Origin of the sequence: Burkholderia latens, assembly GCF_001718795.1 — a bacterium.
Lineage (GTDB): Bacteria > Pseudomonadota > Gammaproteobacteria > Burkholderiales > Burkholderiaceae > Burkholderia > Burkholderia latens_A.
Genome location: NZ_CP013438.1, coordinates 384,108 through 400,063, shown reverse-complemented (window position 1 = coordinate 400,063; position 15,956 = coordinate 384,108). Strand labels below are relative to the sequence as shown.

The following is a 15,956-nucleotide window of genomic DNA, read 5'->3' as shown; positions in this document are numbered from 1 at the left end:
ACCGCAGGAAGATGAGGTTCAGACACGCCCGCACTTCGTGCGCCGGCGCTGCGCGAGCCAGTCCAGCAGTTGCCGCCCGTCGCGCCCGCCGAACCATCGCGCATGCCCGATCAGATAGCCGTCGTACGCGACATCGACGATGTCCGGCGCATCGACGATGCAACCGAAATACGCGACCTCGGACAACGCGAATTCCGTATGCACGATCGGCAGCATCTCGACCAGCGCCGCATATGCGTGGTCGCCGAGCGGTTCGATCGATTCGTAGCCGTCGAGCAAAGCGTCGATCTGCTCGTATTCGACACGGCGCGCATCAGCCGGCGCCAACCAGTCGATCGTATTGCGTTCGATCGCGAGCGCGACATCCATCACCGCGCACGTGCGATCCGACAACCCGAAATCGAGCACGGTCCGCACCTGCGCGCCGGGCCCGGCGTCGGTCCACAGCAGGTTCGACGCATGCCAGTCGCCGTGTGTCCACAGCGGCGGCAGCGCGGGCAGCAGCGGCACGAGACGCGCGTGATACGGGCCGATCGCCTCCGCGACATCGCCGCGCCAGTCGCGCGCGCCGAGCGCGCGAATCAGCAATGGCTGCACATCGACCCAGCGTTCGAGCGCGCCCGCGAGATCGGCCGACGACAGCACGCGGAAACTCGACAACAGCGTACGCACGGGTCGCGCCGGCGCGTCGTAACCGGCCGACGCACGATGCAGTGCGGCCAATGCGCGGCCGGCCGCGTACGCATGTGACGGATGCGCGAACGGCTTCCACGACATCACGCCGCGATACGCGTCCACGCCCGGCGCGACCACGTGCACCTCATAGGTCCAGTCGCCGAACGCGAATGCAGTCGCGCCGTCGCGCGCAGAGAGCACGTCCGCCACCGGCACGCCGCGTTCGCGCAGATGCGCGATGAAGCGATGCTCCTCCTCGAGCGCGGCAACGTCGCGCAGGCTCGCGTGATGACGCTTGACGAACAATGCGCGCTCATCGTCGGTGCGCACCAGCACGGCCGCGGAAAATGGCCGCGGGCTGTGCCACGTGAGCCGTGCCGGCGCACCGACGCCATCGATCCGCGCGAGCACGCCGGCGACTTCGTCGCGCGTCATCAGCGGCCAGTCTCGTTCGGTCTGCTCGCCGTCGACGCCGAACTGCGGCGGCGCGACGTCCCGCGTGTCGGCGGCGTCGCGCGCTGTACGCGCATCCGGCTCCAGTGGAAATGACATGACCGACGTTGCTCCGTAGTGATTCGATCCGTGGCGCGGGCCGCCGATCAGCCGGCGGCGCTCGCCGTTGCGCGCAGCGCATTGGCCGTGCGGCTCCAGTCGCGCCAGCCGATGACGGCCAGTGCGATGAACAGCGCATAGAGCCCGGCCGTCAGATACAGCGCCTTGAACACGAACATCCCCACGTACACGACGTTCACGACGATCCACAACCCCCACGATGCGATGTAGCGCCGCGCGGTCCAGTATTGCGCGACGAGGCTGAACGCGGTCAGCGACGCATCGACGAACGGCAGCGCCGCGTCGGTCCAGCGCGCCATCATCCCGCCGAGCAGCGCGCTGCCGATCACGGCCGCGACCAGGTCCGGCAGCATCTGCCGCGGCCGCACGCCGGTAACGGGCGCGACGTCGCCCTGCGGCGCTGCGCCGCCGTTCGCTTCGAGCGTGCGCTGCGCGATCCAGCGCCGCCAGCCGTACACCTGCAGCACCGCGAATGCGCCCTGCAGCAGCGTGTCCGAATACAGCTTCGCGTCGAAGAAGATCCAGCCGTACAGCGCGACCGACGCGAGCCCGACCGGCCAGCACAGCATGCGCCGCTTGGCGGTCAGCCAGATCGCGAATGCGCTGACGATCACGCCGGCGATTTCGAGTGGGGACATCGTCAGGGCTCTCCTGGTTGGCTGCCGTAGCCGCGCGTCACGCGGCAAGATCCGGACGGTCAGAAATCATAGGTCAACGATACGCGCGCGGTGCGCGGCGCGCCCGGAAACAGGTATGCGTCGCCCTGCTGCTCGCCCGCATCGCGCCAGTAAAACTTGTTGAACAGGTTGTCCACCGACACGCGCAGCACCGTGCGGTGGCCGCCGATCTTCGTCGTATAGCGCGCGCCGAGATTGAACACGAACCACGACGGCACGCGCGCCGTGCCTTCTTCGTTCGCGTTGCGCGCCCCGCTGTACTCGACGCCGCCGAGCACGTTCAGACCGGCGACGCCCGGCACCGCGTAATCCGCGTACAACGACGCGCGCAGCGCCGGCACATTGATGATCTGGTGCCCTTCGTACGCCGGCGAACCCGAATCGTAGGCGCGCGCGCGAATCGCCGCGACGCTGGCCGTCAGCCCGAGCCGCTCGGTCACGCGCCCGGCCGCGCCGAGCTCGATCCCCTGGTGGCGCTGCGTGCCGCGCTGCACGAACGTATAGCTCGCGCCCGACGCATCGGGATCGGCGAACTGGAACGGCTTGCTGATCGAGAACACGGCGGCCGTCAGACTCAAGCGGTCGAGCCAGTCGTATTTCGCGCCAAGCTCGAACTGGCGGGATTCGACCGGCGGCAGGAACGCATACGCGTTGGTCGCGCGCACCGGCGCCTGGTCGCCGAGCGACAGCGACTTGCTGTACGACGCATACAGTGACAGCGCGTTCACCGGCTTGTAGACGAGCGCGACTTGCGGCAGGAACACCGAGCGGTCGGTGTGCGTCGCGTCGCCGTCGAGGCTGCTCCAGCTGCGCTGGCGCAGCAGCACCTCCTTGCCGCCCGCGAGCACCTGCCAGTGCTCGCCGATGCTGATGCGGTCGAGCCCGAACACGCCGTACTGCCACGCGTCGAGCCGCGGATACGACGGCCCCGGCGTATTCGGCGACGGCGCGAACGCGACGTCGGGACCGTAAATGTTCTCGCTGCCGACGTAGTCGTACACGGCGTCGGCCATGTGCACGACGCGGCGCTGCACGCTCACGCCCAGCGTCAGCTCGTGGCGCAGCGGGCCCGTTGCGAACCTGCCGGTCGTCACGGCACGCAGATCGTCGTTGCGGCGGTATTCGCCGGGGCTGCGGAAGTCGTACACGTCGTAGTCGCCGTTCGCACCGAAGAAAAACGGCGACGTCGCGCCGGCCGCGCAGCTCGCCGCGTAATAGCAGCCATACGCGAACGCGCTGTTGTCGTCGATCATCGTCCGGCTGCGGCCGGCGGCGACATAGGCCTTCCAGTCGTCGTTGAACTGATAGTCGAAGCGCGCGTTCAGGTTCAGCGCGTCGGTCGTCACCGGTTTCGCCCACGGCTGCGTGCCGAGCGCCTTCGACGTCGTTTTCACCGACGGCACGACCGTGCCGCCGAGCAGTTGGTAGCCGGGCGCGGAGCGCTGGATCCACTGCTGGAATTCCGCGTTGAGCTGCAGGCTCGCGCGCGGGCTGATGTCCCAATCGGCGGCGATCGACCCGAACGTGCGCCGCCCGTTCGTGCCATCGATATACGAGTGCATGTTCTCCTTCGCCGCATTGATCCGGAACCCGAACTGATGATCGGGCCCGAAGCGGCGGCCGAGATCGACGGCCGCCGACGTGGAACCGCGGCTGTCGACGCCGGTCGTCACGCTCGCAACGTTCGCCGAGCGCTTGGTCACGAAGTTGACCACGCCGCCCGGCGCGACCACGCCGCTGTCGATACCCGCGAGCCCCTTCAGGATCTCGACCCGCTCCTTGTTTTCCAGCGGCACGTTTTGCTCGCCGGACACGGTCAACCCGTCGATCCGGATCGCGCTCGCGAGATCGACCGGGAAGCCGCGGATCGCGAACCCTTCGAAATAGCCAACCGGAGCATACGCGTTGACGACCGATGCATCGTTGCGCACCACGTCGCTCAAGCGCTTCGCCTGCTGATCGTCGAGCTGCGCGCGCGTAACCACGCTGACGGATGCCGGCGTGTCGCGCAGCGGCGCGTCGTCGAGCCCCGCGACCGACGCTTCACGCACGCGAAACGTGCTGCCGCGTGCGCCGCTGACCGTGATCGTCGGCAACGTCGCGCTGCCGGCCGCACCGGCGGCCGGCGCGGCCGGCGCGTCGCCCGGTGCTGCGGCCGCGTGCGCCGCGAAAAGCGTGATGCCGAGACCGACACCAAGCCGGGCCTTCGTGCGCCGCCGCCGTGCGCGCGCCGCTGTTGTTCTGTTCACCGTCATCGTTCTGGATGGAAAACTCGCCACTCGTCCCTGTCGAAACACTCGAAATACGTGATGCGCACCCGTTACGCCGACGCACGGGCGGTCCCCGCACACACGCGTCAGCACGACGTTCATCGGACGAATCGAGCGACCGGCCGCATGCGTGCCGATCGTTCGGAAAAGCGCGGAATGGAACCTCGAATCAACGCGATGCGTCGGGTGCCGACGCGGCCGTCGATCCATCGTGAGCCGGATGCCTGTCGGGTCGCGGCGGCGTCGCCGTGCTGTCGTGCGGGGGGCGCATCAGACGCCCCGCTTCGGTCGGCGGGCAGCTGCGTGCGCCGTTCACCGAGATGGCCGCATGCTCGTTGCGCGCGACATTTGGGGCGTGGCGCGCATTTTACCCCGGGCGGGGTCCGGGTCTGGAGAATCGGATGGCGCGCGCCACGACCAAGAAAAGCAGCACGTCGTGCGCCCGCGTGCCGCACCGTGCTCGCGCGTCGGCCGCTCGCCCGTCACCGGTCGAGCACGAGCGGCTCTACGGCCCCTTCGGCGGGCCGCGCGACGCACAGCAGCGCGCAGCCGGGCGCGACGTCGGCGTCGTGAGGCTGCACGTAATCGACCGCACCGGCGAGCACGCGCGTCGCACACGCACCGCACGACCCCGACCGGCATTCGGACGGCACCGCAACGCCCTGGCCTTCCGCGAATTCGAGCAGCGTGCCGTCCGCGGGCGTCCACGCGGCGTCGCGCGCGGTGCGGCGGAACACGACGGGCACGCTCGCCGGCGGCCGCGCATCTGCCGCATGGTTCCCGCTGCGGACAACGCTCGACGGGCCGAACGACTCGAAGCGGATCCGTTCGTCCGGCACGTTCAGCGCGCGCAATCCGCCGTACAGGTCGCGCATGAACGCAGCCGGCCCGCACAGGTAGAAGTCGTAGTCGTCGAACGGCAGAATGCGCTTCAGTTGCGCGATGTCGACGCGGCCGGCTCGCGCGGTGCCGTCGCGCTGCGGCCGGCTGTCGAACCAGTGCAGCGACACGCGCGCGTCGGCGTCCGCGACGCGCGTCAATTCCGTCGCGAACGCCCGGTCGGCCGGCTCGCGCGCGCCGTGCACGAACACGACGCGGCGCGAAGGCGTGTCGTCGGCGAGCGCGCGGCGCAGCATCGCGATCATCGGCGTGATGCCGATGCCGGCCGACACCAGCACGGCAGGGCGCGGGCTCGCAACGTCGAACGTGAAGCGGCCGCGCGGCATCTGCGCATCGAGCGTCATCCCGGCTCGCGCATGGTCGTGCAGCCAGCGCGACACGCGCCCTTCGCGCTTCACGGTGATCCGGTAATGCGACGCGCCGGGCGCATCGGACAGCGTGTAGCTGCGAATCGTCGGCGCATCGCTGTCCGGCAGCGCGACGCGCAGCGTCAAATGCTGTCCGGCTTCGTACGACGGCAACACGCCGCCATCTGCCGGTTCGAAATGAAACGAGCGAATCGCACGCGCTTCGTCGACAATCTTCGCGATGCGCAGCGGGCGCCATGTGGCAGGCGAGCCCGACGCCGGCGCCGGTTCCGGTGCGGATGCCGATCCGGATGCAGGCTCCGCTGCAGACTGGGAAACCGGTGCGGATACGAGCGGCGGTGACGCCGATACTCCGCCCCCGCCCGCGCTCGCCGCGCCCGTCCTCCCCGCGAACTGCGGCGCCCGCTCGACCGCCGACCACCGAAACGGCAGCACGCCGCGCGCACGCCGTACTTCACGCACATGAAACCGCACGACCCGCTGCGCGCCGTCGAACGACGCGACGAGCGGGCCGTCCCAAACGATCTCCGCCCGCGCGGCGACATACAGCAGGTCGCCGCTGTCGAAATCGACGAACAGCAACCCGGCGCGCGGATCGTGCTGCAGGTTGCCGAGCGTATTGAAAAAGCGGTTGCCGCTGAAATCCGGCGTCGTCAGCGTGTGTGCGTCTTCGACGCGCACGAAGCCCGGCATTCCGCCGCGATGCGACACGTCCGCACCGCGGGCGGCGCCAGCAGCGTCCGACGTGTTCGCGCTCGCGACGAAGAACGTGTCGGCATGCGCAAGCAGCACGCGATCCGCGTCGTTCAGCCGATCCGACACGTCGACGTCGACGTGGACCGCGGCGGCGCCGTCGCGCGGGACGAACGCCGGCTTGCGCGCCTGGATGTACTTCGCGCAGTTGCCGAAGCTCTGCTCGACCGCGATCGTCAGCGCGCGGCCATCGACCGCGCGCACGACGCCGTTCACCCGGTTGCGCCGGCGCGTATCGAACTCGATGCCCAGCCCGCCGAGCGGCGCGCCGGGCTGCCATGCGCCGGCAAGCGGATCGCCGGGCAGCGGGTCGCCGTCGATGCGCAGCGTGCGCGCGTCCGGCGTCGTCACGAAGCCGGGCGTCCCGACCCGCAGCGTCGCCCACGGCTGGCCGCCTGCATCGACGCCGCCGAGCACGAAAAACGGCAGCTGCGCGAAAAACGTCCGGTGCTGCTCCGGCATGAAGCGCCGAATCCCGCGCCGGCCGGCCGCGCTCGCGGCTTCGGTCACGCCCGCGCGCTGCTGCACGGCGAGCTCGCCCGCATGAAACGGCGCGTCGTCGAGCTCCCAGCCCGGTACGGCAACGGTCGGCGCGGTCACGATGTTCTCCCGGTAAAGACGCGGCGTCAGGCCGCGAGCAAGCCGGCGCGCGTCGACGGCATCGCGACGAAGCCCGGCAGCGCCTCGACGCGTGCGAGCCACGCGCGCACGTGCGGATACGGTTCGAGCGACACGCCGCCTTCCGGCGCATGCGCGATGTACGTGTATGCGGCGATGTCGGCGACCGTCGGTCGCGCGCCCGCCGCGAACGGCTTGCCCGCGAGCTCGCCGTCGATCACGCCGAGCACCTTCGCGGCCGTGCGCTTGGCCGCGTCGTGATCGAGCGATGCGTGAAACACGGTGACGAGCCGCGCGGCCGCGGGCCCCGACGCGATCGGCCCCGCCGCGTACGACAGCCAGCGCTGCACGGTCGCGGCGCCGACGGCATCGTCGGGCAGCCAGTGCGCGTCGCCGTAGCGCTTCGCGAGATACACGAGGATCGCATTGGAATCGGCGAGCACGGTGCCGTCGTCGTCGATCACCGGCACCTGGCCGAGCGGGTTGAGCGCAAGAAACGCCGGATCGCGCTGCGCGCCGGCCGCGAGGTCGACGTCGACGATCTCGAACGGCAACCCGAGCAGCGACAGGAACAGCCGGACACGATGCGCGTGCCCCGACAGCGGAAACGAATAGACGCGAACCGGACGGGCGGGCTTGCTGGCTGCGGACATGGAAATGGCTCCTGAATCTCGCGGCGCCGGGAATCGGCGACGAACGGCCCCAGCGTAGCGCTCGCCGTTCGCATCCAGAAGACGGATAATGACTGAAACATTATCCGCTTTCATAGGACAATCACGATGGCCGATCTGCGCGACGTGAACCTGAACCGGCTGGCGATCTTCGTCGCCGTGGTCGATGCCGGCTCGTTGACGGCGGCCGCCGAACGGCTCGGTCTCGCGAAAACGGTGGTCAGCACGCACATGCAGCGTCTCGAATCCGAAGTCGGCGCGAACCTGCTGGTGCGCACCACCCGGCGACTGAGCGTGACCGATGCGGGCCGCGTGTTCTACGATGCGTGCCGCGACATCGTGCGGGCGACCGAATCGGCGCTGGACGCCGTCTCATCCGATGCGGGGCCGCTGCGGGGCACGCTGCGCGTGAGCGTGCCGATCGACTACGGCGCGCTGGTCGTCGCGCCGGCCATCGTCGCGCTGCGCGAAGCGCATCCGGGGCTCGACGTCGAGCTGATCGCGAACGATCGTATCGCCGATCTCGTCGCGGACAATCTCGACGTCGCGATCCGCATCGGCCGGCTCGCGGATTCGAACTATCGCGCGGCGCAGCTCGGCGAATACGAGAAGTGGGTCGTCGCGAGTCCCGCGTTCGTCGCGCGGCACGGGCTGCCGCGCGATCCCGATGCGCTCGCCGCGCTGCCGTTCGTGATGCTGTCGACGCTGTCGCGCCCGCATACGCTCGAACTTGATCACGCGAGCGGCGCGCATGCGTCGGTGCGCTGCGTCGCGCCGATCGTGTCCAACACCGCGACCGCCTGCCGTGCGATCGCGCTCGCGGGCGGCGGCTTCGGGCTGCTGACGGATTTCTCGATCGCCGACGATCTCGCAACCGGCCGGCTCGTGCGGCTGCTGCCCGCGTGGCGGTCGGCGCGCGCCGGGATTCACGCGGTGTATCCGCCGACACGGCTGCCGTCGCCGAAGGTGCGCGCGTTCATCGACGCGATGAAGGCAACGATCGTCGCAACCCGGCCGGCCGCCCCGTCGCCGACGACGCGGCCGAAGCGCTCGGCACGGTAGGCAGCCGGCGGCCGGATCGATCCAGCCGTGGCTCGCCTGCCGGGTCGCCATCGCGACGTTGGCGCGACGATGCATTCTCCGCCGGCGCTTGCCGCTCAACGAGGCCGTTCCTCGTGCGAACCCGGTCTCATGCCGCGCCGGCCGCACACCGCACATGGCCGCGCACCTAGCGCGCTTCGCGCAACGTCCCGAGCAGCACTTTCCTGCAACTCGCGATCATCTGCGCCTCCGGATCGCGATACCCGGTCAGCAACCAAGCGGCGCCGACGTTCGTCATCGCGCCGACGAGCGCGAGCCCGACGAGCCGCTGCTCGGTCCGCTCCGCGGGCGTTACGGCCTCACGCGTCGCGCCGATCGCCATGATCAGCTTGCCGAAGTCGATCAGCATCCGCTGGTACGTCGTGTCGGTATCCGCACTCACGCCCATTACCTCGAGCAGCAGCACACGCGCCGCGCACGGATCGCGCAGGAATGCGAAGAACGCCGCGAGCCCCGCGTCGACGCTTTCGCTCAGATCGCCGCCGCGCTCGGCCACCGCGCGTGCGACCGCGTCGTGCAGGCGCTGCGCATGATGCAGGTACGTGCAGCGCAGCAGATCCTCGGTGCTGTCGAACGCCGCATAGAAATAGCGGTCGTTGAGCTTCGCTTCGTGGCAAATCGACCGCACGGTCGCCTTGCGGAAGCCGACCGTGCCGAACACCTGCGTCGCCGCGCGGATCAGCGCGTCGCGCCGCTCCGCCGCCCGCACTTCGGGCGCGACACCGCCGTATGCGCGGCCCCGTTTTTCCGTTTCGAGTGCTTTCTCCATTTCGCTATTTGACATCAGGACATGCGAAAACTAAAGTGGTGACGAACAACACCACAATAGAAGCGCTGCCGGTATGGCGCAAGCGGAACGGGAGGGACAACCGATGAAGGGTTTTTCCGGCAAGGTCGCCGCGATCACGGGCGCCGGTTCGGGCATGGGCCGCAGCCTCGCGGTCGAACTCGCACGGCGCGGCTGCGAAGTCGCGCTCGCCGACGTCAACGATGTCGGGCTCGCCGGCACGGCGGCCGCTTGCGCGGCGTACGGCGTGCGCACGAGCACGCGCCGGCTCGATGTCGCCGATCGCGACGCGGTGTTCGCGTGGGCCGACTTCGTGCGTGCCGAACATCGCAAGGTCAACCTGATCTTCAACAACGCGGGCGTGTCGCTGGCCGCGAGCGCGGAGACCGCGAGCCTCGCCGATCTCGAATGGATCGTCGGCATCAATTTCTGGGGTGTCGTGCACGGCACGCAGGCGTTCCTGCCGCATCTGCGTGCGTCCGGCGACGGGCACGTGATCAACACGTCGAGCCTGTTCGGGCTCATCGCGATGCCGACGCAGAGCGCGTACAACGCGACCAAGTTCGCGGTGCGCGGCTTCACCGAGGCGTTGCGGATGGAACTCGAGCTCGACGGCGCACCCGTCAGCGCGACGTGTGTGCATCCGGGCGGTGTGGCCACCAACATCGTCGACGCCAGCCGCGTCGACACCAGCATCCATGCGCTGACTGGCCAGGACGAAGCGACCCACCGCCGCCAGGCGAACCGGATGATCGATGCGACCACCGCCGACGACGCCGCGCGGCAGATCCTCGCGGGCGTCGAGCGCAATGCGCGGCGGGTGCTGGTCGGCGCCGATGCGCGCCGTCTCGACAAGCTCGCGCGCCTGCTCGGCGCCGGCTACCAGCGGCTGGTGCTACGCCACGTGCGCCGCGCCCGTGCACGCAACCTCCGCCGGAACGAAGCGCCGCCGGCAGGACGCGCGCCCGCGCCGTCGGCGCTCTCGACCCACTCCGGCAAGGATTGCGCATGACATCGACGACGACCGACCGGCGCGACGCGCCGCCCGCCTGCGGCGACGACCGCGACCTCGACGTGCTGATCGTCGGCGCCGGCTTGTCCGGCATCGGCGCCGCGTATCACCTGCAAAAGCGTTGCCCGTACGCGAGCGTCGCGATCGTCGAGGCGCGCGATGCGATCGGCGGCACCTGGGACCTGTTCCGCTACCCGGGCGTCCGTTCGGATTCCGACATGTTCACGCTCGGCTACAGCTTCCGCCCGTGGCACAGTGACAACGCGATCTCGGACGGCCAGACGATCCTCGACTACATCCGGGACACCGCGCGCGCGTACGGCATCGACAAGACCATCCGCTACGGGCAGAAAGTGGTTGCCGCCGACTGGGATTCGCATCGCGCGCGCTGGACGGTGCGCGTCGAACGCACGCGCGACGGCGCGGTCGACACGCTCGTCTACACGTGCCGCTTCCTGTACATGTGCAGCGGCTATTACGACTACGACGGCGGCTATCTGCCCGACTGGGCCGGGATGGAAACGTTCGAAGGCCGGATCGTGCATCCGCAACAATGGCCGAAGGACCTGTCGTACGCGAACAAGCGCGTCGTCGTGATCGGCAGCGGCGCGACGGCCGTCACGCTCGTGCCGTCGATGGCGGCCGATGCGAAGCACGTGACGATGCTGCAGCGCTCGCCGACCTACATCGTGTCGCTGCCCGCGCGCGACAGGATCGCGAACGCGCTGCGCCGCGTGCTGCCGTCGCGGCTCGCGCACCGGGTCGTGCGCGTGAAGAACGTGCTGCTGACGATGTACCTGTACAACGTGTCGCGCCGCAAGCCCGAGCGCACGAAGCGGTTCATCATTCGCGCGGCCGGCAAGCAGCTCGGGCCCGACTTCGACGTCGCGAAGCACCTGACGCCGCGCTACATGCCATGGGACCAGCGCGTATGTCTGGTGCCGAACGGCGACCTGTTCAAGTCGATTCGGGCGGGCCGCGCATCGATCGTCACCGACGAGATCGAACGCTTCACGCCGACCGGCCTGAAGCTGAAGAGCGGCGAGCAACTCGATGCGGACGTGATCGTCACCGCGACAGGGCTGAAGGTGAAGATGCTCGGCGGCGCGCGCGTCACGGTGGACGGCCGCGCGGTCGACCTGCCGCAGACGGTGTCCTATAAAGGCATGATGTACAGCGACGTGCCGAACCTCGCATCGTCGTTCGGCTACACGAACGCGTCGTGGACGCTCAAGGCCGAGCTGATCGCGCGCTACGTGTGCCGGCTGCTGAACCACATGCGCGCGCACGGTTACGACACGTGCGTGCCGCGGCTCGGCGCCGGCGATCTCGGCGACGTGCCGGCAGTGAACCTGAGCTCTGGCTACATCCAGCGCGCGGCCGGCATTCTGCCGAAGCAGGGGCACCGCAAGCCATGGAAGTTCCACCAGAACTACGTGCTGGATCTGGCGTCGCTGAAGTTCAGCGGGCTCCAGGATTCCGCGATGCAGTTCGAACGCCGCGCGAAAGCCGGCCCGGCCGCCGCGCCGGTTGCCGAACCCGTACTCGAAACCCGTTGAGGCCGACATGAGCCATACGCTTCATCTGATCCAGAACGTGCTGCTCGGCGCGGTCGCGCTGCTCGCTGCGCTCGCGCTGTTTTCCGGTTACGTCGCGCACCGCGTGACGCGCGCGTTTCCGCCGGAAGGCCGCTTCGTCGACGTCGGCGGCGATCGCATCCACTACGTAGAGTACGGCAGCGGATCGCCGATCGTGTTCGTGCACGGGCTCGCCGGCCAGTGGCGCAATTTCGCGTACCTGCCGCTCACGCGGCTCGCGCAGCACCATCGCGTGATCTTCGTCGACCGCCCCGGCGCAGGCCGTTCGCTGCGCGGCGCCGATTCGCAGGCCAACGTGTTCGCGCAGGCCCGCACGATCGCCGCGTTCATCGATGCGCTGAAGCTCGATCGCCCGGTGCTCGTCGGCCACTCGCTGGGCGGCGCGATCGCGCTCGCGGTCGGTCTGAACCATCCGGAGCACGTAAGCCGGCTCGCGCTGATTGCGCCGCTGTCGCACGAGCAAACCGAACCGCCCGCGCCGTTCAAGCCGCTGATGCTGCCGTCGCCGCTCGTGCGCCGCTTCGTGTCGTGGACCTTCGCGATCCCGCTGACGATCCTGACCGGCCGCGGCGCCGTGCGGCAGGTGTTCGCGCCGGAAGCCGTGCCGCGCGACTTCCCGGTGAAGGGCGGCGGGCTGCTCGGGTTGCGCCCGCAGGTGTTCTACGCGACCGCGACGGACTTGCTGTCGGCGCCCGTCGACCTGCCCGCGATGGAACGGCGCTACGCGGAACTCGCGCTGCCGGTCGACGTGCTGTACGGACGCGCCGATCCGATCCTGAACTGGCGCACGCACGGCGACGCGCTCGCGCAGAAATCGGCGCGCGTGCGGCTGAAGGTCGTCGAAGGCGGCCACATGCTGCCGGTCACGATGCCGGACGCGACCGCAGAGTGGCTGCTCGAAGTCGCCGCCGCGCCGGTTGACGGCGCCCCGCAGCCGGTGCGCCTCGCGTAGGTCGCGGCAGCAACGCGAAGGCTGATTCCGCGCCGGACAACGACCGCGGCGACGACATCAGGCCTCGTCGTCGGGCGCGGACAGCCCAAGCTCCGAGATCACGTCGCGGGCGCTGCGGAATGCTTCGACCGCGGCCGGCGCGCCCGCATACAGCGCGCTGTGCAGCAATACCTCGCGGATCTCGACGAGGGTCGCGCCGTTGTTGAGCGCGCCGCGAATATGCCCCTTCAGCTCCGTGCCGCGGCCGAGCGCGGCCAGCATCGCGCACGTGCAGAGGCTGCGCGTCTTCAGGTCGATCCCGCCGCGCTGCCAGGTGCTGCCCCATGCATGCTCGTTCAGCCAGTTCTGCAGCGGACGTGAGAAACCGTCGAGATCGCGCATCGCGCGCTCGACGAATGCATCGCCCATGACCTCGGCGCGTCGCGCCTTCCCGCGTTCCCTGTCCTGTTCGCTCATGTCGATGTCCTGTTCGATCGTGTGATGGAAGTCGTGACCGCTTCGGTACGGCCTCGATAACCGGTTGGGGTTCGCGTCATGTTCGCGGCGCGCGGGCGTTTCGTCAAAGACGGCGCGCTCGGATCGCCGGCGCCAGCGCGAACGCTACGTAACATCCCGCCGTGCGTTACGGCGCCTTGCGGGAACATCGCGGCATCCGCCGGCGGCGCGACTGCCGCACCACCCGCGTCAAACCGCCATTCCTCCGTTTAAATCGCGCGGATCTTCCCGATTCCCGCAACAAAGCGCCGTCGCGTCACGCGAAAAATGCCATGGCGCGAAATTTGCAGTAATCGCCCCGGACACAACTTTCAATGTCGAGGGCACCATGCACCATTACTTCAAGAAAACAACGGTATCGCTGGCCGTCATGTCGCTCGTCACACTGTATGGCTGCGGCTCGGTCGACGGTCCGGTGACGCCGATCAAGCCGAGTACATCGGGGACTTCGGGTACGTCAGGGACGTCGGGCACTTCCGGCGGCTCGGGGAACGTTTCGACATCCGGCGGCGGCAGTTCGGGGACGTCCGGCGGCGGCTCGTCGGGGACGTCGGGGGGTGGATCTTCGGGGACTTCCGGTACTTCGGGTACTTCGGGCACCTCCGGTACTTCCGGCACCTCGGGCACCTCGGGTACTTCGGGCACTTCGGGCACTTCGGGCACTTCGGGCACCTCCGGTACTTCCGGCACCTCGGGCACCTCGGGCACCTCGGGTACTTCGGGTACTTCGGGTACTTCGGGTACTTCGGGTACTTCGGGTACTTCGGGTACTTCGGGTACTTCGGGTACTTCGGGCACTTCGGGCACTTCGGGCACTTCGGGCACTTCGGGCACTTCGGGCACTTCGGGCACTTCGGGCACTTCGGGCACTTCGGGCACTTCGGGCACTTCGGGCACTTCGGGCACTTCGGGTACTTCGGGCACTTCGGGCACTTCGGGCACTTCGGGCACTTCGGGCACTTCGGGCACTTCGGGCACTTCGGGTACTTCGGGCACTTCGGGCACCTCCGGTACTTCCGGCACCTCGGGCACCTCGGGCACCTCGGGCACGTCGGGCACCTCCGGTACTTCCGGCACCTCGGGCACCTCCGGCACCGGCGTCACCCCGCTGGGCAACGTCCTTCAGCAAACCGGCACGCTCGTCACCAGCCTCGGCACGGTAGTCGCGAACGGCGGCTCGCAGATCGGCGGCGTGCAGATTCCCGGCACGAACCCGACGACGGCCACGAGCGTCGGCAACGCGGTCACGAGCCTCGGCAACGGCGTGCAGTCGCTCGGCAACGGCGTCGCGGCCGGCCTCGGCTCGATCGGCGTATCGCCGAACCCGCTCGGCCCGACGCTCACGTCGACCACCGGCCTGCTGACCGGCGCCGGCGGCGCCGTCAACAACCTCGGCAATGCGGTGACGAGCCTCGGCACCGGTCCGCTCGCACCGCTCGCGCCGGCGACGACGCTGGTCGGCAGCCTCGTCAACACGGTCGGCACCGCGGTCAACTCGACGGCATCGGCGCTGAACACCGCGCTGAACAGCGCGCCGGTGCAGCAGCTCGAAACGCAGCTCGGCAGCGTGATCAACCCGATCACGAACACGCTGACCGGCGGTGTCACGACGCCGGGCGCCACGCAAACGCTCGGCAACGCCACGCTGCTCGGCGCGCCGCTGAGCGGCCTGCTGGGCACGCTCGGCAGCGGCCTCGGCCTCGCCGGTACGCAGGTTGGCGGCGCCACCGGCAACCCGGTCGGCGCGAGCCTCGGCAGCACCGTATCGCAGCTCGGCAACACCGTCTCATCGACCGGCGGCCTGCTGTCCAGCGGCAGCTCCAGCAGCGGCACCAACCCGCTCGCACCGATCACCGGCCTGCTCGGCACGCTCACGGGCGGGCTCGGCGGCGGCAGCAGCTCGAGCGGCTCGGGCGGCACCAGCGGCACCAGCGGAACGAGCGGTACGAGCGGCACCAGCGGCGGTCCGCTCGCGCCGATCACCGGCCTGCTCGGCACGGTGACCGGTGCGCTCGGCGGCCTCGGTTCGAGCGGTACGGGCGGCACCAGCGGGACCAGCGGTACGAGTGGCACCAGCGGCTCGGGCGTCGGCGGCCTGCTCGCGCCGGTTACCGGCCTCGTCAACGCGTTGACGCCGCTTGGCGCAAGCCTGACCGGCACGGTCACGACGCCGGGCGGCAGCCTGACCGGCAATCTCGGCGGTGCGCTGACGAGCGGTCCGGTCGGCACGCTGACGGGTTCGCTGACCTCTGCGGCCGGCTCGCTCGGCGCTGTCGGCACGGCCAGCCCGGGCGGTGCGGCCGGCACGGTGACGACGCCGTCCGGCAGCGGCACCGTGGCCGCGGGCCTGACCGGCAGCTCGACCGGTGCCGCGGGCAGCACGACCAACCTGCTCGCGCCGGTGACGAATCTGCTCGGCGGCCTGCTCGGCGGCACGATCCCCAAGAAGTAACGCTTCACGTATCACAACCACAGGCCAATGGCCGGGCACATACCAAATCGAAGC

Annotated in this window: 12 protein-coding genes; 5 read left to right on the top strand and 7 right to left on the bottom strand. The window is 69.5% G+C overall.

The genetic code is table 11. The annotated features are described in order from the left end of the window. Positions 1 to 18 precede the first annotated feature (18 nt). The 5 genes from WK25_RS21170 to WK25_RS21150 all read right to left on the bottom strand — a co-directional run bounded on the left by WK25_RS21170 (position 19) and on the right by WK25_RS21150 (position 7,487). Positions 19 to 1,227 carry a phosphotransferase enzyme family protein gene (locus WK25_RS21170; RefSeq protein ID WP_069242657.1) on the bottom strand — a complete coding sequence of 403 codons (1,209 nt, stop codon included), beginning with the start codon at positions 1,225 to 1,227 and terminating at the stop codon, positions 19 to 21. A gap of 47 nt (positions 1,228 to 1,274) precedes the next feature. Continuing rightward, positions 1,275 to 1,886, bottom strand: a complete 612-nt coding sequence (pnuC, locus tag WK25_RS21165) for a nicotinamide riboside transporter PnuC (RefSeq protein WP_069242656.1) — start codon at positions 1,884 to 1,886, stop codon at positions 1,275 to 1,277. Between the two features lie 59 nt (positions 1,887 to 1,945). Then, on the bottom strand, positions 1,946 to 4,180 hold the full coding sequence (locus WK25_RS21160) for a TonB-dependent siderophore receptor (RefSeq protein WP_069242655.1): 2,235 nt from the start codon (positions 4,178 to 4,180) through the stop codon (positions 1,946 to 1,948). A 497-nt stretch (positions 4,181 to 4,677) separates the two neighbouring features. Beyond that, entirely contained in the window at positions 4,678 to 6,816 is a 2,139-nt protein-coding gene (locus WK25_RS21155; protein WP_069243489.1) for a pyridoxamine 5'-phosphate oxidase family protein, read from the bottom strand. Positions 6,817 to 6,842: 26 nt separating this feature from the next. Continuing rightward, on the bottom strand, positions 6,843 to 7,487 hold the full coding sequence (locus WK25_RS21150; RefSeq protein ID WP_069242654.1) for a glutathione S-transferase family protein: 645 nt from the start codon (positions 7,485 to 7,487) through the stop codon (positions 6,843 to 6,845). Positions 7,488 to 7,613: 126 nt separating this feature from the next. Here WK25_RS21150 and WK25_RS21145 point away from each other — a divergent pair, with 126 nt between their 5' ends. Then, positions 7,614 to 8,567 (top strand): LysR family transcriptional regulator, encoded by a 954-nt coding sequence (locus WK25_RS21145; protein ID WP_069242653.1) that lies wholly within the window; start codon positions 7,614 to 7,616, stop codon positions 8,565 to 8,567. Between the two features lie 166 nt (positions 8,568 to 8,733). On the opposite strand, the gene WK25_RS21140 is transcribed toward WK25_RS21145, so the two are convergent. After that, positions 8,734 to 9,390, bottom strand: a complete 657-nt coding sequence (locus WK25_RS21140; RefSeq protein ID WP_040139212.1) for a TetR/AcrR family transcriptional regulator — start codon at positions 9,388 to 9,390, stop codon at positions 8,734 to 8,736. A gap of 88 nt (positions 9,391 to 9,478) precedes the next feature. Here WK25_RS21140 and WK25_RS21135 point away from each other — a divergent pair, with 88 nt between their 5' ends. From WK25_RS21135 to WK25_RS21125, 3 genes are read left to right on the top strand one after another with little or no spacing between them, the layout of a single operon-like run. Then, positions 9,479 to 10,405, top strand: coding sequence for an SDR family NAD(P)-dependent oxidoreductase (locus tag WK25_RS21135; protein ID WP_069242652.1), 927 nt, complete (start codon positions 9,479 to 9,481; stop codon positions 10,403 to 10,405). Further along, positions 10,402 to 11,964: a flavin-containing monooxygenase gene (locus WK25_RS21130; RefSeq protein WP_069242651.1), complete on the top strand. Its 1,563-nt coding sequence runs from the start codon at positions 10,402 to 10,404 to the stop codon at positions 11,962 to 11,964. Before WK25_RS21135 ends, WK25_RS21130 begins: the two co-directional genes overlap by 4 nt. Before the next feature lie 7 nt (positions 11,965 to 11,971). Further along, positions 11,972 to 12,955, top strand: a complete 984-nt coding sequence (locus WK25_RS21125) for an alpha/beta fold hydrolase (protein WP_069242650.1) — start codon at positions 11,972 to 11,974, stop codon at positions 12,953 to 12,955. 57 nt (positions 12,956 to 13,012) lie between these two features. On the opposite strand, the gene WK25_RS21120 is transcribed toward WK25_RS21125, so the two are convergent. Next, on the bottom strand, positions 13,013 to 13,411 hold the full coding sequence (locus WK25_RS21120; protein ID WP_040140957.1) for a carboxymuconolactone decarboxylase family protein: 399 nt from the start codon (positions 13,409 to 13,411) through the stop codon (positions 13,013 to 13,015). 367 nt (positions 13,412 to 13,778) lie between these two features. On the opposite strand from WK25_RS21120, the gene WK25_RS30710 reads away from it, so the two are divergent. After that, positions 13,779 to 15,902, top strand: coding sequence for a collagen-like triple helix repeat-containing protein (locus tag WK25_RS30710; protein WP_083253061.1), 2,124 nt, complete (start codon positions 13,779 to 13,781; stop codon positions 15,900 to 15,902). Positions 15,903 to 15,956 lie beyond the last annotated feature (54 nt).